This is a genomic window from Nonomuraea sp. K271, from assembly GCF_009908215.1.
GTDB lineage: Bacteria > Actinomycetota > Actinomycetes > Streptosporangiales > Streptosporangiaceae > Nonomuraea > Nonomuraea longispora.
This window is the reverse complement of record NZ_JAAAHR010000001.1, coordinates 58,616-78,894: the sequence shown is the minus strand read 5'-3', so window position 1 is coordinate 78,894 and position 20,279 is coordinate 58,616. Positions and strand designations below refer to the sequence as shown.

Annotated in this window: 21 protein-coding genes and 1 pseudogene; 11 read left to right on the top strand and 11 right to left on the bottom strand. The window is 70.3% G+C overall.

Features of this window, described 5'->3' with window-relative positions; all coding sequences use genetic code 11:
• Window positions 1-57: 57 nt before the first annotated feature.
• From GUY59_RS00430 to GUY59_RS00420, 4 genes are all read left to right on the top strand, one after another.
• Complete coding sequence (locus GUY59_RS00430; RefSeq protein ID WP_252374793.1) at window positions 58-2,415, top strand: ATP-binding protein; 2,358 nt, start codon at window positions 58-60, stop codon at window positions 2,413-2,415.
• Window positions 2,379-2,540: a helix-turn-helix domain-containing protein gene (locus tag GUY59_RS48175; RefSeq protein WP_236666685.1), complete on the top strand. Its 162-nt coding sequence runs from the start codon at window positions 2,379-2,381 to the stop codon at window positions 2,538-2,540. Before GUY59_RS00430 ends, GUY59_RS48175 begins: the two co-directional genes overlap by 37 nt.
• A gap of 57 nt (window positions 2,541-2,597) precedes the next feature.
• Complete coding sequence (locus GUY59_RS00425; RefSeq protein WP_330849105.1) at window positions 2,598-3,425, top strand: alpha/beta fold hydrolase; 828 nt, start codon at window positions 2,598-2,600, stop codon at window positions 3,423-3,425.
• A 130-nt stretch (window positions 3,426-3,555) separates the two neighbouring features.
• On the top strand, window positions 3,556-3,984 hold the full coding sequence (locus GUY59_RS00420) for a hypothetical protein (protein ID WP_138198649.1): 429 nt from the start codon (window positions 3,556-3,558) through the stop codon (window positions 3,982-3,984).
• Window positions 3,985-4,360: 376 nt separating this feature from the next.
• Here GUY59_RS00420 and GUY59_RS00410 read toward each other — a convergent pair whose 3' ends face one another.
• From GUY59_RS00410 to ccsA, 3 genes are all read right to left on the bottom strand, one after another.
• The gene (locus tag GUY59_RS00410) at window positions 4,361-4,879 is read right to left on the bottom strand and encodes a type II toxin-antitoxin system RelE family toxin (protein ID WP_138198650.1); all 519 of its coding nucleotides are present in this window, start codon (window positions 4,877-4,879) and stop codon (window positions 4,361-4,363) included.
• 3 nt (window positions 4,880-4,882) lie between these two features.
• Window positions 4,883-5,191 (bottom strand): type II toxin-antitoxin system prevent-host-death family antitoxin, encoded by a 309-nt coding sequence (locus tag GUY59_RS00405; protein WP_138198651.1) that lies wholly within the window; start codon window positions 5,189-5,191, stop codon window positions 4,883-4,885.
• Window positions 5,192-5,384: 193 nt separating this feature from the next.
• Window positions 5,385-6,074, bottom strand: coding sequence for a cytochrome c biogenesis protein CcsA (gene ccsA / locus GUY59_RS00400; protein ID WP_201760339.1), 690 nt, complete (start codon window positions 6,072-6,074; stop codon window positions 5,385-5,387).
• A 376-nt stretch (window positions 6,075-6,450) separates the two neighbouring features.
• Between ccsA and GUY59_RS00395 the strand changes: the two genes are divergently transcribed.
• From GUY59_RS00395 to GUY59_RS00380, 4 genes are read left to right on the top strand one after another with little or no spacing between them, the layout of a single operon-like run.
• Window positions 6,451-6,813 (top strand): hypothetical protein, encoded by a 363-nt coding sequence (locus GUY59_RS00395; RefSeq protein WP_138198653.1) that lies wholly within the window; start codon window positions 6,451-6,453, stop codon window positions 6,811-6,813.
• Window positions 6,813-7,982: an MFS transporter gene (locus GUY59_RS00390; protein WP_138198654.1), complete on the top strand. Its 1,170-nt coding sequence runs from the start codon at window positions 6,813-6,815 to the stop codon at window positions 7,980-7,982. The genes GUY59_RS00395 and GUY59_RS00390 overlap by 1 nt, the downstream gene beginning before the upstream one ends.
• Entirely contained in the window at window positions 7,979-8,344 is a 366-nt protein-coding gene (locus GUY59_RS00385) for a BlaI/MecI/CopY family transcriptional regulator (protein WP_138198655.1), read from the top strand. Before GUY59_RS00390 ends, GUY59_RS00385 begins: the two co-directional genes overlap by 4 nt.
• Window positions 8,341-9,240: a M56 family metallopeptidase gene (locus tag GUY59_RS00380; protein ID WP_138198656.1), complete on the top strand. Its 900-nt coding sequence runs from the start codon at window positions 8,341-8,343 to the stop codon at window positions 9,238-9,240. The genes GUY59_RS00385 and GUY59_RS00380 overlap by 4 nt, the downstream gene beginning before the upstream one ends.
• Before the next feature lie 194 nt (window positions 9,241-9,434).
• Here GUY59_RS00380 and GUY59_RS51175 read toward each other — a convergent pair.
• A pseudogene (locus tag GUY59_RS51175) lies at window positions 9,435-9,842 on the bottom strand (class I SAM-dependent methyltransferase); the annotation flags it as partial.
• 179 nt (window positions 9,843-10,021) lie between these two features.
• Between GUY59_RS51175 and GUY59_RS00370 the strand changes: the two are divergent.
• A complete protein-coding gene (locus tag GUY59_RS00370) occupies window positions 10,022-10,192 on the top strand; it encodes a hypothetical protein (protein ID WP_161714309.1) in 171 nt (56 codons plus the stop codon).
• A gap of 31 nt (window positions 10,193-10,223) precedes the next feature.
• Here the strand turns inward: GUY59_RS00370 and GUY59_RS00365 are convergent, their stop codons facing one another.
• Window positions 10,224-10,871, bottom strand: coding sequence for an MFS transporter (locus tag GUY59_RS00365; RefSeq protein ID WP_138198657.1), 648 nt, complete (start codon window positions 10,869-10,871; stop codon window positions 10,224-10,226).
• A gap of 69 nt (window positions 10,872-10,940) precedes the next feature.
• Entirely contained in the window at window positions 10,941-11,918 is a 978-nt protein-coding gene (locus GUY59_RS00360) for a cation diffusion facilitator family transporter (protein ID WP_201760338.1), read from the bottom strand.
• Window positions 11,919-12,046: 128 nt separating this feature from the next.
• Here GUY59_RS00360 and GUY59_RS00355 point away from each other — a divergent pair, with 128 nt between their 5' ends.
• On the top strand, window positions 12,047-12,403 hold the full coding sequence (locus tag GUY59_RS00355) for an ArsR/SmtB family transcription factor (protein ID WP_138198659.1): 357 nt from the start codon (window positions 12,047-12,049) through the stop codon (window positions 12,401-12,403).
• 183 nt (window positions 12,404-12,586) lie between these two features.
• On the opposite strand, the gene msrA is transcribed toward GUY59_RS00355, so the two are convergent.
• Window positions 12,587-13,249 (bottom strand): peptide-methionine (S)-S-oxide reductase MsrA, encoded by a 663-nt coding sequence (gene msrA / locus GUY59_RS00350; protein ID WP_138198660.1) that lies wholly within the window; start codon window positions 13,247-13,249, stop codon window positions 12,587-12,589.
• A 120-nt stretch (window positions 13,250-13,369) separates the two neighbouring features.
• Between msrA and rarD the strand changes: the two genes are divergently transcribed.
• Window positions 13,370-14,317, top strand: coding sequence for an EamA family transporter RarD (gene rarD, locus GUY59_RS00345; RefSeq protein WP_138198661.1), 948 nt, complete (start codon window positions 13,370-13,372; stop codon window positions 14,315-14,317).
• Here rarD and GUY59_RS00340 read toward each other — a convergent pair.
• Genes GUY59_RS00340 through nuoL form a run of 4 tightly spaced genes read right to left on the bottom strand, consistent with a single transcriptional unit; the run spans window position 14,293 to window position 20,271 of the window.
• Window positions 14,293-15,282, bottom strand: coding sequence for a polyprenyl synthetase family protein (locus GUY59_RS00340; protein WP_138198662.1), 990 nt, complete (start codon window positions 15,280-15,282; stop codon window positions 14,293-14,295). The two genes, rarD and GUY59_RS00340, sit on opposite strands and share 25 nt — an antisense overlap.
• A gap of 11 nt (window positions 15,283-15,293) precedes the next feature.
• Window positions 15,294-16,877: an NADH-quinone oxidoreductase subunit NuoN gene (gene nuoN, locus GUY59_RS00335; protein WP_138198663.1), complete on the bottom strand. Its 1,584-nt coding sequence runs from the start codon at window positions 16,875-16,877 to the stop codon at window positions 15,294-15,296.
• Window positions 16,874-18,433, bottom strand: coding sequence for an NADH-quinone oxidoreductase subunit M (locus GUY59_RS00330; protein WP_138198664.1), 1,560 nt, complete (start codon window positions 18,431-18,433; stop codon window positions 16,874-16,876). The genes nuoN and GUY59_RS00330 overlap by 4 nt, the downstream gene beginning before the upstream one ends.
• Window positions 18,433-20,271, bottom strand: coding sequence for an NADH-quinone oxidoreductase subunit L (gene nuoL / locus GUY59_RS00325; RefSeq protein WP_171055269.1), 1,839 nt, complete (start codon window positions 20,269-20,271; stop codon window positions 18,433-18,435). Before nuoL ends, GUY59_RS00330 begins: the two co-directional genes overlap by 1 nt.
• Window positions 20,272-20,279 lie beyond the last annotated feature (8 nt).

Sequence of the window (20,279 nt, the reverse complement as noted above, 5' to 3'; positions counted from 1 at the left end):
CCCCGCCCGGACACCTTCGATCCGCGGCGGCTCGGAGGCCTCCTACAGTAGGTGTTCGTGCTTTATGGAAGGTCTGCCGAGATCGCCGCACTCGACGAGGTGGTCGCACGGGCCCGCGACGGCTCCGGCGGTGCGGTGGTGTTGCGGGGGACGACGGGAGCGGGCAAGACCGCGCTGCTGGATGCCGCGGCCGCGCGCGGTGGAGCGATGCGGGTGTTGCGGACCACCGGCGTGGAGTCGGAGCGCGATCTCGCGTTCGCGGCGCTGCACCAGGCGCTCCGGCCGGTGACCGGCTCGCTCGATGCGCTGCCCGAACCGCAGCGCGCGGTGGAGGGCCTGTCCGAGTCCGCGGCGGCCCGGTTGCTGGAGCCCCGCTGCGGTGGGGCGGCCGCCCGGGTGGTACGCGAGCTGGTCATGTTGACCCGCGCGAACCCGCTGGCCCTGAGCGAGGTCGCCGCCCGCCTGACACGCGCGCAACTCGCGGGGCGCGAACCGCTGCCCGACCCGCTGCCCGGTGGTACCCGCCTGTTCGGCGATCGGGTGGCCGCGTTGTCCGCCCCCGCTCGGCTGCTCGCCCTGGCCTCCGCCGTCGAGACCGACCTCGGCCTGGTCCTGCGCGCCACCGACCGGCTGTTCGCCGAGCAAGCGCTACGTCCCGGTACGCGTACGGGACCCGACACCCGAGCCCGAGCCGCAACCGAAGCCGGGGCGGGAACCGGGACCGGGCGGGTGGCGCTGGCCGAGTTGGAGGAGTCCGGGCTGGCCGGGGTGTCGGGCACGAGCGTGCGCTTCCGTCATCCGCTCATCCGATCCGCGGTGTACGAGTCCGCCACCCCCGCCGCCGTCCGCCACATGCACGCCGTACTCGCGGAGCTGACCACGGATGACCGCCGCGCCTGGCACCTGGCCGAAGCGACCCTGGGCCAGGACGAGCAGGTCGCCGCCGCCCTGGTGGCCGCCGCGGAACGAGCGCGCGACCGTGGCGGATACGGCGCCGCCGCCACCGCCATGGCCAGAGCCGCCGAGCTGACCCCCGAGCCGCGTGCCCGTGCCGTACGCCTGAAGGACGCCGCCGTCGCGGCCTGGCTCGGCGGCCGCCCCGGACAGGCGGAGTCGCTGCTGGCCGAGGCGCGCGAACACGCCGGCGGGGACGCCCCCCTCGCCATGGAGATCGCCCGGCTCCAGGGGCGGTTCGAGCTGAACTCGGGCAACGCCGCCGAAGCCGTACGGATCCTGTCGGCGGGCGAGAGCCTGGACCTGCTGGCCGACGCATCAGAGGCGGCCTCGTACGTCGGCGACACAGCGGCCGTCGTCGAGCTCGGACGGCGGGCCGCGGCGCATCCTGAGGGGTTCCTGCGGGACACGGTGGCCGGGATCGGCCTGACGCTGGACGGCGACGCCGCCGGACCGGGCCTGCTGCGGCGGGCGCTGGCCCGGGTGGGCGAGTTGGAGGGCGCGGCGGAGCACCTGTGGGCGGCGGCCGCGGCCAGCTACCTGGGCGAGCCGGACCTGGCCGCCGAGATGGCCGGTCGCGCGGGGCGGGTGGCCAGGGTGTCGGGGATGAGCGGGCAGTTGCCGGTGGTGCTGGAGTTCGTGGCGACCGGCGACCGCCTCGCCGGGCGGCTGGCGCGCAGCCAGGCCGTCTCGGAGGAGGGCCTGGCGCTGGCGCGGGAGGCCGGCTATGAGAACTCGGTGGCCGCGCACCTGGCCAACCTGGCGGTGCTGGCGGCGCTGCGGGGCGAGGAGGAGCCCTGCGAGCGGCAGGCCCGCGAGGCGCTGGCCATCGCCATCCCGCACCGGGCCGGGTTGCGTGCGGGTGTGGCGTCGTACGCGCTGGCGCTCCTCGACCTGTGCCTGGGCCGGTTCGCGGCGGCGCACGACCGGTTCACCGCCATCGTCGCGGCAGGACCGGGCGCCGGGCACCCGACCGTGGTGTGGCGGACGACGACCGCGTCGAGGCCGCCGTGGCCGCGGGCGACGAGGCGGGCGCGCGGACGGCGCTGGCCTCGTACGAGCAGTGGTCGGCGCACAGCGCCACGGCCGAGTCGCGCGCCCTCCTGGCCCGTTGCCGGGGCCTGGTCGAGTCGTCCGAGGACGCCCTGGTCGAGGCGCTGCGGCTGCACACCAACCCGTTCGAGGCGGCCAGGACTGCCCTGCTGCTGGGTGAGCGTCTGCGGCGGGCCCAGCGGCCGGGCGAGGCGCGGGCGCACCTGCGGACGGCGTGGGAGACGTTCGAGCAGGCGGGCGCACGTCCGTGGGCGCGGCGCGCGCAGGACGAGTTGCGCGCGGCGGGCGAGAGCGGACACACCCCGGCCAGGGCCGCGCTCGACGCGCTCACCCCGCAGGAACTACGCATCGCCGGCCTGGTCGCCGACGGCTTGTCGAGCAAGCAGATCGCCGCCCAGCTCTTCCTGAGCCCGCGTACGGTCGAGTACCACCTGTACAAGATTTATCCGAAGCTGGGCATCGCATCCCGTACGGATCTCGCGCGGCTGGTAGTTCTACAGAAGCCGCCCGCGACCGAAGACGACATGCTGTGAGACATGCAGAACGTGAACATCTGGAGTGAGTAGTTCGGCGCGCGGACGGACCCGCCGATCCTGCTGATCATGGGTTCGATGTCGCAGGGAATCCTGTGGCCGGACGAGCTCGTCGGCCGGCTGGCCGCCGCAGGCCGCAGGGCGATCCGCTACGACCACCGCGACACCGGCATGTCGGACACCGTGGACTTCGACGCGGAACCGTACACCTGGGACGCCATCAAGAACGACGTCTACCGCGTGATGGATCAGCACGGCCTGGAGAGCGCCCACCTGGTCTGCCACTCGGCGGGCGGTCTGCTCGGCCAGTTCGTCGCCGTGGAGCGGCCGGAGCGGGTGCGCTCGCTGACCGTCATCGGCTCCTCCCCGCTCGGCGGCGGCGAGGGCCAGGTGATCATGCGGGCGCTGACGGGACAACCGCAGCTCAAGGGGAGCCTGCCGGAGCCCACACCGGAGTTCGTGGCCTTCTACCGTACGTTGATGGCCGCCCCGCCACCGGCGGACCGGCGCGCCCGGATCGACGGCATGATCGCCGAGCAGCGCCTGCTGCACGGCACCGGGTTGCCGTTCGACGAGGACGCGGCCCGGCGCCTGCAGGAACGCATCCACGACCGGGCCCGCGACCTGTCAGCGGTGGCCAACCACCGCCGGGCCGCCATGGCCAAACCCGACTTCGAGCCGGTGGGAGTACTCCATCGGGTCAAGGCGCCCACACTCGTCATCGAGGGCAGCCACGAGCCTGCCAAACCGGGCCACAGCGCGATCATCGCCGAGCAGATCCCAGGGGCGCGGCTGATGATCGTGGCGGGCATGGGCCACACCCTGCCGCCCGAGGTACACGAGGAACTGGCCACCGCCATCCTCGCGCACACCGAATCGGCGTGAGAACGCCGAAAGGTGAATGCGGTAATGCGCTGAACGCATCGAAAGCAAAGATAAATCGGCACGCTCTACCGTGGTCGCAGGAAGGCAGGGACATCAGTTCACGACGGCACCCACAGGGGGAATCCGCATCATGAAACTACCGAGATCAACGGCTGTCGCGCTGGCGGCCATCGCGATGGCCGCGCCGCTCCTGTCGACGGCATCGCCGGCGGCGGCCCAGTCGGCGAGTGCGTGGAACTGCACCAGCCTCAGCGGTTCCGGCCCATCGAGCAAGGACAAGGACGGCAGGGATGTATGGGCCGAATGCCATAAGGGCAATGAGTGGGTGAGGGCGTACTTCCGGGCGTACGACGAGAAGGTGGAGCTCGAAGACCACCACGGCAGTGACCCCAACAGCGTGGTGGCCTACCTGACCGTCGCAGGCTCGGGAACAGCGAGGTTCAAGGGCGCGGGCACCCGGGACAAGAGTTACGACGAGGGCAAGGCGGTTTCCATAAAAGTCTGCACCTCCGACTCATCGACGAAGGTCTGCCACACGCAGAGCGGAGGAAAGACCTGACTGAAAGACGGGTGGCCGGCCTTGGCGTGGGTTATCGGATCGTGGAACTTCGGGGGATCGGCGCGATCACGCGCTCGTCTGGGGCTGGTTCGACTTGCGCGGCATCTGGAGCCGCCGTTCGCGCGGCTTCGTGACAGCCAACGTCAGGCATCAACCGGATCGATCGCGCTCCTCCTCACGCGAGGCGGCGTGCGCCACGAGGCGGTCTTTCAGAAGATCAGCGCCATGCGAAGCCCCTGGCGCGGGTATACGCCTCGCCGGAGGTCAGGCCGACCGGGCAGGTGACGCCCGTGCCGCCGATCCCGCAGTACCCATTGGGCACTTTGTACAGGTATTGCTGGTGGTAGCGCTTCGCTTCGGGCAATAGATGTGCGACCTAATGAGACTTAGACCGGTACTCCGCCCACAGGTCGACAGCCTCTTGAAGATCAAGAGCAGCAACGTCCTCTCGGGCCATCCCGACCGTGTGGATCAACCGGTCCGCGAGCCAATCCGGAACCGGTTCTCTAGGGGGTGCTTCCTCCATCCGAAGATGATCGGCTAGCGTGCCGAGACGCTCGATCACCTGACCGAGCTGGACAAACTCAGGACGGGCAGCACCCGCCTCGCGGACCCTCGCTGTCGCCTCCGCGTACACTTCTGCGTCGGCACGCTCACCGACGGCCCACACCTCACAGATCTCCACCGACTTGCCCTCAGTGATCCGGTAGACGACACGCCAGGTGTTACGCCCGACCACCAGCTTCCGAAAACCGGTCAGTTCCCCACCGAGCGGGTAACCGGCCTCAGGGTTATCCAGCAGGAGAAGGATCTTCTTGAGTACCTTGGGTACCGCGTCTGGGCCAATGCGTCGGAGGTCGTCGACCGCCGGCGCCGTAAAGACGACGTCGGACACGACTCACTCATCGTCCGGGATGGCGGCCAACGACTCGCGAGTTTGCCCGAAGGCGGCAAGCACGTCGTCGAGCGAGACCCGCTCCCCCGTGTCCGTGACAGACCGAGCGAGCACCAGCGCAAGATCACGCAGATCAGCCGCCGCCTCCTCCAACTCATTGAGTCGGCGAATGCTCACCACGGCCGCCACCGGCTGATGCCGGCGGGTGACCACCAGATCGGTCCCCTGCTCCGCATCAGCCACCAGGCGGGCAACCCCTCGATGAGCCGCTTCTGTGACGCTCAGCTCAATAGCGTCGTGCAGAACAGCCATACATGAACTGTATATCTTTCTGCACAGAACCGCGATACTTCGACCCTGGGTGCCGTCAACCAACGTGTCATAGGCCGTCAAACCTCGAAGAACCCACGCCATCGCCGCGAACGTGTGTCGCACCTCGGCCGTCAACTACGTCGAAGCGGCAATCGTGGCAGATAACCGTGGTGAGGCCATGCGCAACGCCTTGTCACAGCCTCGCGTAGGAGTGCAGGGAGTCGAGGAGCAGGTTCACGCCGATCAGGTTGAACAGCAGGCTGGTATAGGCGGTGACGGCGATGAGCGCGACCCGCTGCGGACTCCAGCCTCGGGTGGCGCGGGCGTGCAGGTAGGCGGCGTAGATGACCCAGGTGATGAAGGCCCACACCTCCTTGGGGTCCCAGCCCCAGTAGCGGCCCCAGGCGCTGTCGGCCCAGATGGCGCCGGCGATGACGGCGAACGTCCAGATCGGGAAGGCGAAGCTGTGCAGCCGCCGGGCGAGGACGTCGAGTTGGTGCGGCTCCAGGCCGTGCACGGCGCCGCGCCCGCGAGCGTACAGGAACAGGGCTGAGGTGATGGCGCCGAGGGTGAAGGCGCCGCTGGCGGCCACGGAAGCGGTGACGTGGATGGCCAGCCACCCGGAGCGCAGGGCGGGGATGAGTGGTCCGGCTTCGGTGTAGAGGCCGGTGATGGCCGACCCGAGAGCGGCGGCGACGCCGCCCGCCACGTACAGTCCCAAGGCGCGGGCTTCGGGACGGGCGCGGGACAGCAGCAGGTACGACACCGCGGCCGCCAGCGCTGAGGCCGTGACGAACTCGTACATGGTGCCCAGCGGGACGGTCCCGGTGGCGGCACCCCGCAAAGCCGTGGCCGCCGCGTGGAGCAGGACCGCCGCCAGCATGCAGCGGCTCGCCAGCCTTGGGACGGAGGATGTGTTCGGAGGTGGCACGAGAGGTGGGGCAGCCGCCGCAGGCACGAGGACCCGCGCCCGTGCGGTCTGATCGTGCTCCCGTCGGCGCGCTGAGGCCTGGGCGGCGGCGTGTGCCAGCAGCGCCAGGGCGTATCCAATCAGCGCCGTGAACAGCACGAGGTCGCTGGATCCGGCCAGTAGCTGACTCATCTCCTGATCTCACCCTTCCTCTGGATGCATCTATTACACGATGTAGTGTTACACGGCGTAGTAGAGGGGTCGGATTCGGCTCCGGCTTCGATGCGGGAGGGACGATGCAGGACGCACAGGGCCAAGGTGGTGGCCGGCACCCGGTCGTGGAGGCGAGGTGAACAGCGCGATCGCGACCGGCGTGATCGTCGGCGCGCTGCTGCTCGCGCTGGCGAGCCTGGTCTCGGCTCTGCGTGACCGCGCCATGGGGATGGTCCTGCTCTGCGGGGTCGCCGTTCTGGAGATGGCCGTGCTGGTACAGGCCGGGGTGACGGTCGTGGCGGCGATCGGCGATGCCGGGTCCCGGGATCTGGTGACGTTGTACGGCTACCTGCTGGGAAGTGCGCTGATCCCGCCGGGCGGGGTGGTGCTGGCGTTGGCGGAGCGCAGTCGCTGGGGTTCGGGGATCCTCGTCGTGGCCGGGTTCGCGGTGGCCGTGGTGACGGGCCGGCTGCTGCAGATCTGGCAGGGTGCCGGGTGATGGGGCGCAGGGCGCAACTGGTCATCGCGGCCACGGTGTTCGTGGATCTGCTGGGCTTCACCCTGGTCCTGCCTTCGCTGCCGTTCTACGCCGCCGGGCTGGGAGCGGGCGGGCTGTGGTTCGGGGCGCTGATGAGCGCCTACTCGGTGACGCAGTTCCTGGCCGCGCCGGTGCTGGGCCGGCTGTCGGACCGGTACGGGCGGCGGCCGGTGGTACTGCTGGCGCTGGCCGGGACGGCGGTGTCGATGGCGCTGACCGGCATGGCGGAGTCGCTGGGCTGGCTGCTGGCCTGCCGGGCTCTGGCCGGGGCCTGCGGGGGCAGCATCTCGGTGGCGCACGCCTACGTCGCCGACGCGGTACCGGCCGAGCGGCGCACGGGCGCGATGGCGCGGCTCGGCGCGGCCATCGCACTGGCGTTCGTGCTGGGGCCGGCGATGGGCGGTGTGATGGCGCCGCTGGGGTTCGCGGCCTGCGCGTACGTGGCCGCCGCGCTGGCCGCCGTGAACTTGGTAGCGGCCCTGCTCTGGCTGCCCGAGCCCGGCTGCCGCCCGCCGCCGGACGAGCCGGACGGCGGCCCCGAGCAGCGGGCGCCCGTGCTGTTGCTGGCCGCCTCCGCCTTCCTGGCGATGGCCTCCTTCGTCGGCATGGAGACCACGCTGGCCTTCCTCGGCCGTGACCGCTACGGCTGGGACGCGACCGCGATCGGGCTCGCCCTGGCGGCGGCGGGGCTGGCCATGGCCATTGTCCAGGGCGGCCTGGTGGCGGTGCTGGCCCGGCGGTGGGGCGAGGCGCGCGTGGCGGCAGCGGGCGCGGCGGTGATGGCGGCCTGCCTGCTGGCCATGGCGGTGGCGGCGACCTGGTGGCAGTGCCTGGCCGCGCTGTGCCTGCTGGCCGCCGGGCACGGTCTGCTCACCCCGTCCGTGTCCAGCCTGCTGGCCGCTGCCGGATCGGCGCGTCGGCGCGGGGCGAGGCTCGGCGTCGGGCAGTCGGCGAGCGCCGCCGCCCGGATCGTCGGCCCGGCCGCCTCTGGGTTACTGTTTGACCTCGGGGCGGCGCTGCCGTACCTGGCCGGGGCCGCATCGGCCGCGTTGGCCGCTGCCACGGTGCTCACCGGCGGGCAACGCATCGCCCAGGAAGGCATCGACGAGAAGAGCGAGGAGCGGGCGTGAACAGTCTCGGCGAGCTGGAGCGCTCGATCATGGACGTGCTGTGGCGCTCCGACGCTTGGCTGACCGTCCGCGACGTGGTCAACGAGCTGCCCGACCGTAAGCTCGCGTACTCGACGGTGATGACCGTGATGAACCGGCTGGCCGCCAAGGGGTACGTACGCCGCGAACGCGACGACGACGGACGCACCTGGCGCTACCTGCCCGCTGCCCGGCGGGAGGCGTACATCGCCGAGCTGATGCTGTCGGCACTGAGCGAGACCGGCGACCGGATCGCCGCGCTCAGCCACTTCGCCCAGTCGGTCACCGCCGAAGAGGCCGAGGCGCTGCGCGAAGCGCTGCCGCCCGGCGGGGAGCGGCCGTGACCTACGCCGCGCACCACCTCATCACCCTGGCCCTCGCGCTCGCGGCCGCCGTGGTGATGCCGCGCGCCCGCTGGGCCACGCGCTTCCCGCGCGCCGGCGTGCTCGTCTGGCAAGCTGTCGCGCTGACGGCGGTTTCCTCTCTGATCGGCGCGCTGCTGGCCGTCGGGCTCGCGCCGCTCAGGCTGGGCATCGTCCCCGGGCTAGCCCACCTCGCCGGCGGTGACCTGCCCGTACGCCTGTCGCCCTGGCATCTGCCGGCCATCGCGCTGGGCCTGGCGTTGACCGTGTGGCTGCTCGTCGCCTTCGTGCTGACCTGCCGCTCGCTGGCGACGCTGCGGCGACGGCAGCGGGCGCTGCTCAGCCTGGTCGCCTCCACCGATCCGGACGCGGCTGGGGCGCACGTCGTCGAGCATCCGGCGGTCGCCGCCTACTGCGTGCCGGGCAGGCGGGCCGCGATCGTGGTCAGCACCGGGGCGCTCGGTCTGCTGCCCCGCGCCGAGCTCGCCGCGGTGCTCGCCCACGAGCGGGCGCACGCCCGCGAACGGCACGACCTGGCGCTGCTGCCGTTCGCCGTGCTTGAGCGTGCGCTGCCGTGGAGCGGGGCGGTGCGCGCCATGCTGCGCCACGTCGCCATGCTGGTCGAGATGCGCGCCGACGACCGGGCCGCCCGCGCCCACGGCCCGGCCACGCTGTCGGCGGCGCTGCGCCGCTTCCGCTCCAGTGACCGTCTGCCCTCCCCCGCAGGCACGCTCGGCGGCACCGGGGAGATCGACGCCCGCCTCCACCGGCTGACCGCGCCGGAGCCCCGGCTGCGGTTCCTGACCGGGGCCGCCGTACTGCTGACAGTGCTCACCGTGTCCACCACCCCGCTCAGCCTGTTCCTGCTGCCCCTCTGAGGCGAGCAGCCGCAGCCCTCCGTGCGGATCAACTGGCCGGTCGACGAGCCCGGACGTAGGAGAGCATCACCGAAGATCGCCCGTGTCCAGGACCGGACCTGGAAGCCTGCCTGCGGGACGAGGTCGCCGAGCAGGTGGTGCGCGTTGTGCCGCATCTCCGGCCCCGTCAGTGCCGCGACCAGGTGGGCGAGCAGCGGGTTGGCGGGCGGACGAAACTCGGCGATCAGCAATCGGCCGCCGGGCCGCAGCACGCGGAACATCTCCCGGATCGCCGTGCCACGATCGGCGGCCGGCATGTGGTGGACCGCGGGACTGGAGACCACCACGTCGGCACAGGCGTCGGGCAGCTCCATCGCCTGGCCTTCGCCGACGAGGTAGGAGCAGTTGGCGGCGGCCCGCCGACGGGCGTGTCCGATGACCGAGACGGACGGGTCCACTCCCGCCACCTGTCCGTCCGGTCCGACGGTGCGGGCTATGATCCGGGTCAGGTAGCCGGTGCCGCAGCCGACGTCGACGACGCGGTCCCCCGGCCGCGCTATGGACAGCGCGGCCAGCCTGGTGAAGACCTCCTTTCGCCGGCCGAGAAAGCCGACCTCCGCCATGACCTCGTAACCGCGCGGGCGATCGATCGTCCGGCCCGCGTCCGCGTCTTCCGCATGAGCATGAAGCAGCCTGCCCAGTCCCATCACGCCTCCTGTCGAACACCCTGTTCGCTTACGTATGGTCCGGCCAATAACATGGAGGGTCGACAACCAATGCCGCCGACTGTGCAGTACGCGGCGTGCGGGCGTCCACGTCGCTGGACCTGGTCGTCACCTGCGTCGTCGGGGCGTTCGTGGCCCTGCTCGCCAAATGGGTGGACGGGGGGATCAGCGCCACTCCGGCAGAGCTGGAGGCGGCCTTTCGCGCCACCGTAGTGCCCGGCGTGCATACGCTGGCCGCACAGCCCTGATCACAGCCCTGATCACAGCCGTTGATCGAGGTCAGGCGGCGATGCGGCGCAGCATGAAGGGCACCGCCAGGAAGGCCACGCCCGCTGCCAGAAAGGCGCCCGTTCCCATGGCTCCGGCCACCGTGCCGGCCAGCGCGGCCAGCGGCGGCACGGCCAGGAATTTCAGCGCGACGGCCGCCGCCACCAGGCAGGTGAGCGCGTCGACGGCCACCAGCCAGCGCACGCCGAGCGGCAGCAGCACCGCCGCCAGCAGTCCCGCAGCCGCTCCGGCCGCCGACAGCGCCATCCCCATCACCGCGTACGAGTGATGCCGCCGCTCTCCCGTGCTCGCCCGGGCCAGCAACTCCTGCGACGCCGGCTCGTGCACCTCGAAGGCCAGCCCCACCACCGCGATCGCCACCAGCACCTGAGCCTGACCATGCGCCAGCGCGAGGGCGGCCAGCGACAGACCGGTCGCCACCAACCCGGCGGCCAGCACCGTGCGCGGCGAGAACCGATCGAGCAGGAACGCCCCCGCCCATCGTGAGATCAGCGCCGTGACCCCGAACAAGGCCAGCGCCACCGCCGCCAGCTCAGGGCCCGTCAGCACCGTCAGAAAGGACAGGACGTAGGCGCCGAGCGCGTTGAGGATGCGTACCCACACCAGCGTCCTGGCCGCCACCGGCAAAGATCTCAGCATGCGCGCTCCCCCGAATCACCGGCGCGTCATCCTGGCACAAGCTACCGACAAAACGCCCCTTACCTGGCCTTACCTGTGCGTCAGGAGAACGGCATGGTGATCGGTGCCGGCCGGGCCGTCCGGGTCGGCATGCACCGTCGCCGCACGAAGCCGCGGCAGCTCATGGATCAGCCGGTGCTCGGCCTCCACGGCCACGCCGTGCGCCTCGATGAGCGAGGCGTCATGACGCACGCCGATCTCGACCTCGGCCCGCAGCGCGTGACCGACCCAGCGCAGCCGTACCGCGCCGACCCGCTCCACACCCGGCACCGCCGCCAGGATCTCCTCCGCCTGGCTGATCAGCTTGGGGTCTACCGCGTCCATCAGCCGGTGGTAGATCTCGCGGGCGGCATCGCGCAGCACGAAGCAGATGGCCACGGTGATCAGCAAGCCCACGATGGGGTCGGCCAGCGGGAACCCGAGCGCCGCCCCACCGGCCCCCAGCAGCACCGCCAGCGACGTGAAGCCGTCAGTGCGAGCGTGCAGACCGTCGGCCACCAGTGCCGCCGAGCCGATTTCCCTGCCCACCCTGATCCGGTAGCGGGCGACCCACTCGTTGCCCAGGAACCCGACCACACCGGCGGCGGCCACCAGGCCCAGCGCCCGCATGTCGGCCGGGTCGATCAGCCGCTTGACCGCCTCATAACCGGCCAGCGCCGCCGACGCCCCGATCAACAGCACGATGACGACCCCGGCCAGGTCCTCCGCCCTGCCGTAACCGTAGGTGAAGCGGCGCGTGGCCGCCCGCCGCCCCAGCGAGAAGGCGATCGCCAGCGGCACCGCGGTCAGCGCGTCGGCGAAGTTGTGCAGCGTATCGCCCAGCAACGCCACCGACCCCGACAGCGACACGATGACCGCCTGCACCAGCGCGGTCGCGATCAGCACGGCGAACGAGATGGCCAGCACGCGCATACCCCGGCTGCTGGACTCCAGCGCGGTGTCGGTCTTGTCCGCGCTGTCATGGCTGTGCGGGGTGATGACATGGCGGAGCTTCGACAGCAACCGCATGCCCCGGACCTGTTCGTGCCCATGCCCATGACTGTGACCGTGCCCATGACCGTGCTGCGGGGGATCAACCTCAGCCATCGCGTACCTCTCGCTTGCCTTTGACCCAATTGCCGGGACTATATGTAGTCATGTATGCACGCGACAACCAATCAGGTGCGTCACAGCCGCAAGAGCAACCGACAAGCGCGCAGGTCGACACGGCCGTCGACGCCTTCCGGATGCTCAGCGACGCCACCCGGCTACGCCTGATGTGGCTGCTGTCCAGCGGCGAGTACGACGTCAGCAGCATGTCCGCCGCCATCGGCGCCGCCCGGCCCTCGGTCTCCCAGCACCTGGCCAAACTCCGCCTGGCCGGGCTCGTGCAGACCCGGCGCGACGGCCGCCGCGTGCTCTACCGAGCCCGCGACGCCCACGTCCGGGCCATCATCAACGAGGCCCTCTTCCATGCCGACCACGAGGTCTCCGGCATCCCGAGACACGACTGATGCCCGTTGCCGCAATCCCGTGCTTAGGGATCATTGTGGGCAGCGAGCCCGCGCGGCGGGCACGCCGCAGGCGGCACGCCCTTGACCCTGTAGTGAAGGTTGTCGCCGGAAACGGCTCTGGCCCAAGATCGACACCGGACTTGCCGGGCGATCAAGGGCCAGGATTTGGCTGTCTCCGCAGGTCTACGCCTCGCCGGACGTCAGGCCGACTGGGCAGGCCACGCCTGTCCCGCCGATCCCGCAGTACCCGTTTTTGTTGCGGTGGAGATACTGCTGGTGATAGTCCTCGGCAAAGTAGAAAGGTCCGGCGGGGGCGAGTTCGGTCGTGATGTCGCCGTACCCGGCCTGCTTGAGCACCTTCTGGTACGCGTCCCGCGACGTCTCGGCGGCCTTCCGCTGCTCCGGCGAGTGGTAGTAGATGGCCGAACGGTACTGCGTGCCGACGTCGTTGCCCTGGCGCATGCCCTGCGTCGGGTCGTGGGCCTCCCAGAAGATCTTCAGGAGCTCCTCGTACGACACCTTCGCCGGGTCGAAGACGACCCTGACGACTTCGGCGTGCCCGGTGAGGCCGCTGCAGACCTCGTCGTACGTCGGGTTGGGGGTGTGACCGCCCTGGTAGCCGGCGGCCGTCGTGACGACGCCCGGCGTCTGCCAGAAGATGCGCTCGGCGCCCCAGAAGCAGCCGAGGCCGAAGTCGGCGACCTCCAGCCCCGGCGCGTACGGCGGGGCGAGCGAGGCGTCGAGGACGGCGTGGCGGTCCGGCACGGGCATGGGCTCCGCGCGGCCCGGCAGGGCGTCCTCCGGTCGGACCATCGATGTCTTGTTGCCGCCGAACAGCCAGCCCATAACGCACCTCCAGAGGTCTTCCCTCAGCCTACATACCCCCAACATTTAAGGGCTTCTGAATAATTCCCTTCAGAGGAACCCGTTTGTGTTTAAGGGTTGTAATGCATGAAACTGAGGTACATGCCTGACCTTCGGCGCGGTGTCCTGTTCGGGGTGGCCGCCTACACCATGTGGGGTCTGTTCCCGCTCTACTGGCCGCTGCTCAAGCCCTCGGGAGCCGTGGAGATCCTGGCTCACCGGATGGTCTGGTCGCTGGTCGCCGTCGCCGCAGCGCTGGCCGTACGCCGGCACTGGTCGTGGATCCGGGAGCTGGCCCGCCGGCCGGGAACCTTCGGTCTGCTGAGCCTGGCCGCCGTCACGATCACGATCAACTGGGGCACCTACATCTACGCGGTCAACACCGGGCACGTGGTGGAGAGTGCCCTGGGGTACTTCATCAGCCCTCTCGTCAACGTGTTGTTCGGGGTGGTGCTGCTGCGGGAGCGGCTGCGGCCGTTGCAGTGGGCGGCGGTCGGGTTCGGGGCGCTGGCCGTGCTGGTGCTGACGGTCGACTACGGGCGTCCGCCGTGGATCGCCCTCACGCTGGGGATGAGTTTCGGCGCGTACGGCCTGGTCAAGAAGCGGGCCAACGTGGCGGCCACCGAGAGCCTGGCCGTGGAGACCGTGGTGCTGCTGCCGCCCGCCCTCGGTTATCTGCTCTTCCTGCAGGGCACCGGCGCCTCGACGTTCGGGACCGAAGGCGTCGGGCACGCGGTGCTGCTGGCGAGCGCGGGTCTCGTCACGGCCGTGCCGCTGCTCTGCTTCGGGGCGGCGGCCATCCGGGTGCCGTTGAGCACCATCGGGCTGTTGCAGTACATCGCGCCGATCCTGCAGTTCGCGTGCGGCGTGCTGATCGTGCGGGAGGTCATGCCGCCGAGCCGGTGGATCGGGTTCGCGATCGTCTGGGCCGCGCTGGCGGTCTTCACGTACGACAGCCTCCGGACGGCGCGGGCGGCCGCTCGGGTCAGGAGATCGGCTGCCCAGTCGAACGATCCGGCGGGCGATCAGCCGCTGCGCTCCACCACGTAGTCACAAAGCGCCAAAAATGCGTTCTTGGCGGGGATGTCGGGAAGGCCGAAAATGTCGGCACGGGCCCGGTCCACCCACGACTCCAGCTCCGCCCGCGCCCGCGCCATCCCCGGGTGCGCCCGCAGCAGCGTCAGCGCCTCCTCGACCTCCTCCTCGGCGACCGGCCCCGACAGCAGCGAGGTCAGCCGGGACGTCTCCCCCGTGGCCAGCGCGTACAGCACCGGAAGGGTCTTGACGCCCTCCCGCAGGTCGGTGCCCGGCGTCTTGCCCGACTGCGCCCCGCTGGAGGCGACGTCGAGCAGGTCGTCGCCGAGCTGCCAGCCCACGCCGATGGCCTCGCACGCGCGGCTCAGCCGCTCCTCCACGTCGGCGGGCGCCCCGGACAGCAGCGCGCCGAAGCGGCCGGAGGCGGCGATCAGCGAACCCGTCTTGTCGGACAGCACGCTGAGGTAGTGGTCGACGGGGTCCTCGTCGTCGCGCGGCCCGATGGTCTCGCGGATCTGCCCCTGCACGAGGCGGGAGAACGTCTGAGCCTGGATGCGGATCAGCTCGGGACCCAGGTCGGCCAGGATGTCGGAGGCCTGCGCGAACAGGTAGTCGCCGGTGAGGATCGCCACGGTGTTGTCCCACCGGGCGTTGGCGGAGGGAGAGCCCCGGCGCACCGGGGCCTCGTCCATGACGTCGTCGTGGTAGAGCGAGCCGAGGTGGGTCAGCTCGATCACGACCGCGCCGGGCACCACACCGGGCGCGGACGGGTCGCCGAACTGCGCGGCCAGCAGCACCATCAGCGTCCTGAACCGCTTGCCACCGGCCTCGATGAGGTGCCTGGACGCCTCCGTGACGAAGGCGTCCTCGCTCTCCACCGACCGGCGCAGCAGCTTCTCGACCGCGGCCAGTCCGTTGGCCACGTCCTGCGCCAACCGCTCGTCCTCAATGGGAAGGTCAACCACGGGAGGCGCGGACATACGGGATCCCCTTATCTAATGAACAGGCTGCGAGCAGCGTCGTCAGCAACACCGAGCATGGACTCCGGATAGAGCCCCACCCCTACGGTAACCAGCAGGGAGACGGCGATGACGGCTACGGTTCCCATACTGGGCACCGCGATCGCCGGACCCTCGGCCGAGGGCTCGCTGAAGAACATCAGCACGATCACGCGGACGTAGAAGAACGCCGCGATCGCCGAGGCCACGACGCCCACGACCACCAGCGCCGCCATCCAGCCGCCCATCGAGTCGCCGGGCTGCGTGCCGCTTTCCAGAGCGGCCGCGAACACGGCGTATTTGCCGAAGAAACCACTGGTCAGCGGGATGCCGGCGAAGGCCAGCAGGAAGAAGGCGAACACCCCGGCCAGCATCGGGGCACGCTTGCCGAGCCCGGCCCAGCGCGACAGGTGCCCCGCCTCGCCGCCAGGGTCGCGTACCAGCGTGACCACCGCGAACGCGCCGACCGTGGTGATGCCGTAGACCGCCAGGTAGAACAGCACGGCCTTCAGTGAGCCGGCGTTCTGCTCGGCGGTGCCGAACGTGGCCATCACGCCGACGAGCAGGAAACCCGCGTGCGCGACGGACGAGTACGCCAGCATGCGCTTGATGTCGGTCTGCGTGATCGCCAGGATCGAGCCGACGATCATCGTGAGCGCGGCGACGCCCCAGATGGCCGGCCGCCAGTTCCAGTCGAGGTTGCCCAGACCCACCCAGAACACCCGCAGTACGGCGCCCACGGCGGCGACGAGCGTCCCGGAGGCCATCAGCGCGGTGATCGGCGTGGGGGCGCCCTGGTAGACGTCGGGCTTCCAGGCCTGGAACGGAGCCGCGCCGATCTTGAACATGAGGCCGACGCCGAGCAGCGCCAGCCCGATCATCAGCAGCGGGTCGAGCGCGGCGCCGCGGGCCAGGGCCTCGTTGATGCCCGGCAGCGAGACGGTGCCCGCGTAGCCGTAGACCATCGCGATGCCGTACAGGAAGAACGCCGAGGAGAACGCGCCCAGCAGGAAGTACTTCATGGACGCCTCCTGCGAGAGCAGGCGGCGCCGGCGGGCCAGGCCGCACAGCAGGTAGAGCGGCAGCGACATGACCTCGAGGGCCACGAACATCATCAGCAGGTCGTGCGAGGCCGGGAACAGCAGCATGCCGCCCACGGCGAACAGAACCAGCGGGTAGACCTCGGTGTGGCCGCCGCCCGCGGACTCGGCCTGCTCCTCGTCGGCGCTGCCCGGCACGGCCGCGGCCGAGGCGACGAAGTGGCCCTCGTCGTTGATGAGCAGCACGCAGACGAACGACAGGACGAGGATGACGCCCCAGATGAACAGCGAGGGCCCGTCGACCGCGAGCGCGCCCACAGCGGAGGCCGTGGTGGACACCTGGCCGCGCAGGACCTGCACAAGGACCAGCGCGAACGCGCCGGCCAGGCTGAGCAGGGTCAGCGGCATGTGGATCGCCTTGCGCAGGTAACGCGGCGCCAGGGCCTCGACGAGCACGCCGATGATGGCCGCGCCGAAGACCACCAGCAGCGGCGCGAGCGTGCCGTACTCGATCGTCGGCGCTGGGATGGTGTTCACTGACCTGTCCCCTTCTCAGCGATGGTGGAGGTGGGTACGCCCACGTTGGTCAGCGTCTGTTGCACTGACGGGTTGATCACATCGAGCAGCGGCTTGGGGAAGAGACCGAACCCGATGATCAGGGCGACCAGCGGAGCCAGCACCCAGATTTCGCGGGCGTTGACGTCCTTGAACGGCTTGACCGGCTCGGCGGTCGGGCCGTTCAGGGTCCGCTGCACCATCCACAGGATGTAGACGGCCGCCAGGATCACGGCCACCGCGGAGACGACCGCGGCCGCCGTCAGCGCTCCCGACCCGTGGGCCTGGCTCGAGTACGTGCCGATCATGACCATGAACTCGCTCACGAAGGACGACAGGCCCGGCAGCGAGAGCCCGGCCAGACCGGCGACGAGGAAGAAGCCCGCGAGCACCGGCGCGACCTTCTGCACGCCTCCGTAGTCGCCGATGAACGGCGAGCCGCGCCTGGCGATGAGGAACCCGGCGGCCAGGAACAGCGCGCCGGTGGCGAAGCCGTGGTTGACCATGTAGAGGGCCGCGCCGGACTGGGCGACCGACGACATGGCGAACACCCCCATGACGATGAACCCGAAGTGCGAGATCGACGTGTACGCGATGAGCCGCTTCATGTCGGTCTGCCCGATGGCCACGATGGCGCCGTAGATGATGCTGATGACCGCCAGCACGACGATCGGCACCGTGAACGCCTTGGCGGCGTCGGGGAACAGCTCCAGGCAGAAGCGGAGCATGCCGAACGTGCCGACCTTGTCCAGCACGCCGACCAGCAGCACGGCGGCCCCGGCGGGTGCCTGGGCGGCCGCGTCGGGCAGCCACGTGTGCACCGGCCACAGCGGCGCCTTGATCGCGAACGCGATGAAGAACCCGCCGAAGAGCCACTTCTGCATCGCCGGGTCCTGGATGGCGCCGACCAGTTCGGGGAACATGAACGTCTTGCTGCCCGCGACCACGTAGAGACCGATGACCGCGACCAGCATGAGCAGGCCGCCGAACAGCGAGTACAGCAGGAACTTCACGGCCGCGTAGGACCGCTGGGCGCCGCCGTACGAGCCGATCATGAAGTACATCGGGATCAGCATGGCTTCGAAGAAGACGTAGAAGAGGAAGATGTCGGTCGCCGCGAAGACGCCGATCATCATCGTCTCCAGCACCAGCAGCAGCGAGAAGTACGTCTTCACCGACCGCTTGGGCGTGATGAGCGTGCCGTCGGCGGTCTTGACGCCGTCGGCGTCGTGCCAGGAGGCCAGTACCACGATCGGCACCAGCACCACCGACAGCGCGATCAGTACGAGCGCCACGCCGTCGACGCCGACCCCGAACTTCACGCCGAAACTCGGGATCCAGTCGTACTCGGCGACGAACTGGAAACGGTCGCCGTTGGGCTTGAACCCGGCGGCCATGACGCCCGTCAGGACCAGCACCGCCAGCGAGACCAGCAACGTGACCTGCTTGGCCAGCTTGTCACTGCCCTTGGGAAGCAGGGCCACCACGATGGCGCCCAGCACGGGCACCGCCATGAGTATCGGAAGCCAGGGTGACATCAGATGTTCCCAACGAGGAGCAGGGCGCCGGTCAGCAGGGCGGCACCGATCAGGATGGACAGCGCGTACGTTCTGGCGAAGCCCGTCTGGATCCGCCGCAGGCGCCCGGAGCTGCCGCCGATGCCCGCCGCCAGACCGTTGACGATCCCGTCGATGCCGCGGTTGTCGAAGTACACCGCGAGGCGGGTCAGCCACTGGCCGGGACGCATGAAGAGCGACTCGTTGAGCGCGTCACCGTACAGGTCGCGCCGGGCGAACGTGGTGAGGAAGGAGCCGCGCGGCTGCACGGACGGAACCTCGGCCCGGCCGTACCTCATCCACGCGAAGGCCGCGCCGACCGCGACGAGCGCCAGGGTCGCCAGGCCGGGGGTGCTGGTGAAGTGGAAGGCGGGCAGCTCTTCCGGCCGGCCGACCGCCGGGGCGAGGAACAGCAGCAGCCGGTTGCTCAGGACGAGGTAGGCGCCCAGGCCGAGCGCGCCGAGCGACAGGATCATCAGCGGGATGGTCATGACGGACGGCGACTCGTGCGGGTGGGCGTCGTCGGCCCAGCGCTTCTGGCCGAAGAAGGTCATGAAGACCATCCGCGACATGTAGAAGCCGGTGATGCCCGCGCCGAGCACGGCCAGCCAGCCGAGGATCGGCTGGTGGTGCACCGCGGTCTCGATGATGCCGTCCTTGGTGAAGTAGCCGGACAGCAGCGGGAACCCGATGATCGCCAGGTAGCCGATGAAGAACGTGGCGAAGGTGGTGGGCATGAGCTTGCGCAGCCCGCCGTACTTGCGCATGTCGACTTCGTCGTTCATGCCGTGCATGACCGAGCCGGCGCCGAGGAACAGGTCGGCCTTGAAGAAGCCGTGCGTGATCAGGTGGCCGATCGCGAAGGCGTAACCCGCCGGACCGAGGCCCGCGCCGAGCATCATGTAGCCGATCTGCGACATCGTCGAGCCGGCCAGGCCCTTCTTGATGTCGTCCTTCGCGCAACCGATGATCGCGCCGGCGAGCAGCGTGGCCGCGCCGACGATGGCCACGGCGAGCGCGGCCCCCGAGCCCTCGGGGAAGAAGAACGCCCCCGAGCGCACCACGAGGTAGACGCCGGCGGTGACCATGGTCGCGGCGTGGATCAGGGCCGACACGGGAGTCGGGCCCTCCATGGCGTCGAGCAGCCAGGACTGCAGCGGCAGCTGCGCCGACTTGCCGCACGCGCCGAGGAGCAGCAGCAGCCCGATGGCGAGCGTGGTCGGGTTCTCGGACGTGATCGGCTGCAGTTCGCCGAAGGCGAGCGTGCCGAACGTGGTCCAGATGAGGAACATGCCGACCAGCAGGCCGAGGTCGCCGACGCGGTTGACGACGAACGCCTTCTTCGCCGCGACCGCCGCCGACGGCTTGAACTGCCAGAACCCGATCAGCAGGTACGAGGCCAGACCCACGCCCTCCCAGCCGATGAACAGGCCCACGTAGTTGTCGGCCAGCACCAGCAGGAGCATCGCGGCCACGAACAGGTTCAGGTAGGCGAAGAACCTGCGCCGGTGCTCGTCATGCGACATGTAGCCGATCGAGTAGATGTGGATCAGCGAGCCCACACCCGTGATCAGGAGGGCGAAGCTGATCGACAGCGGGTCGATCAGCAGCCCCATGTCGACCATGCCCGGGATGAACTCGTAGAGGTGCACGGCCCGCCGGCGCTGCTCCTCCCCGAACCCGACCAGCTCGAAGAAGGCCAGCACCGCCACGGCGAACGAGGCGAGGGACATGGCCACGCCCAGCAGATGGCCCCAGCGGTTCGTGAACCGGCCGAACACCAGCAGGACGAACGCCCCGACGAGCGGGAAGGCGATCATCAGCCAGG

Coding starts and splice junctions, on each gene's coding strand:
- GUY59_RS00360 (WP_201760338.1), bottom strand. CDS start 11,918: ATGCGGTTGCTGTCGAAGCTCCGCCATGTCATCACCCCGCACAGCCAT.
- GUY59_RS00420 (WP_138198649.1), top strand. CDS start 3,556: ATGAAACTACCGAGATCAACGGCTGTCGCGCTGGCGGCCATCGCGATG.
- ccsA (WP_201760339.1), bottom strand. CDS start 6,074: ATGCTGGCGGCGGTCCTGCTCCACGCGGCGGCCACGGCTTTGCGGGGT.
- GUY59_RS00340 (WP_138198662.1), bottom strand. CDS start 15,282: ATGTCCGCGCCTCCCGTGGTTGACCTTCCCATTGAGGACGAGCGGTTG.
- GUY59_RS00355 (WP_138198659.1), top strand. CDS start 12,047: ATGTATGCACGCGACAACCAATCAGGTGCGTCACAGCCGCAAGAGCAA.
- nuoL (WP_171055269.1), bottom strand. CDS start 20,271: ATGATCGCCTTCCCGCTCGTCGGGGCGTTCGTCCTGCTGGTGTTCGGC.
- rarD (WP_138198661.1), top strand. CDS start 13,370: ATGCCTGACCTTCGGCGCGGTGTCCTGTTCGGGGTGGCCGCCTACACC.
- GUY59_RS00365 (WP_138198657.1), bottom strand. CDS start 10,871: ATGCTGAGATCTTTGCCGGTGGCGGCCAGGACGCTGGTGTGGGTACGC.
- msrA (WP_138198660.1), bottom strand. CDS start 13,249: ATGGGCTGGCTGTTCGGCGGCAACAAGACATCGATGGTCCGACCGGAG.
- GUY59_RS00390 (WP_138198654.1), top strand. CDS start 6,813: ATGGGGCGCAGGGCGCAACTGGTCATCGCGGCCACGGTGTTCGTGGAT.
- GUY59_RS00330 (WP_138198664.1), bottom strand. CDS start 18,433: ATGTCACCCTGGCTTCCGATACTCATGGCGGTGCCCGTGCTGGGCGCC.
- GUY59_RS00405 (WP_138198651.1), bottom strand. CDS start 5,191: ATGGCTGTTCTGCACGACGCTATTGAGCTGAGCGTCACAGAAGCGGCT.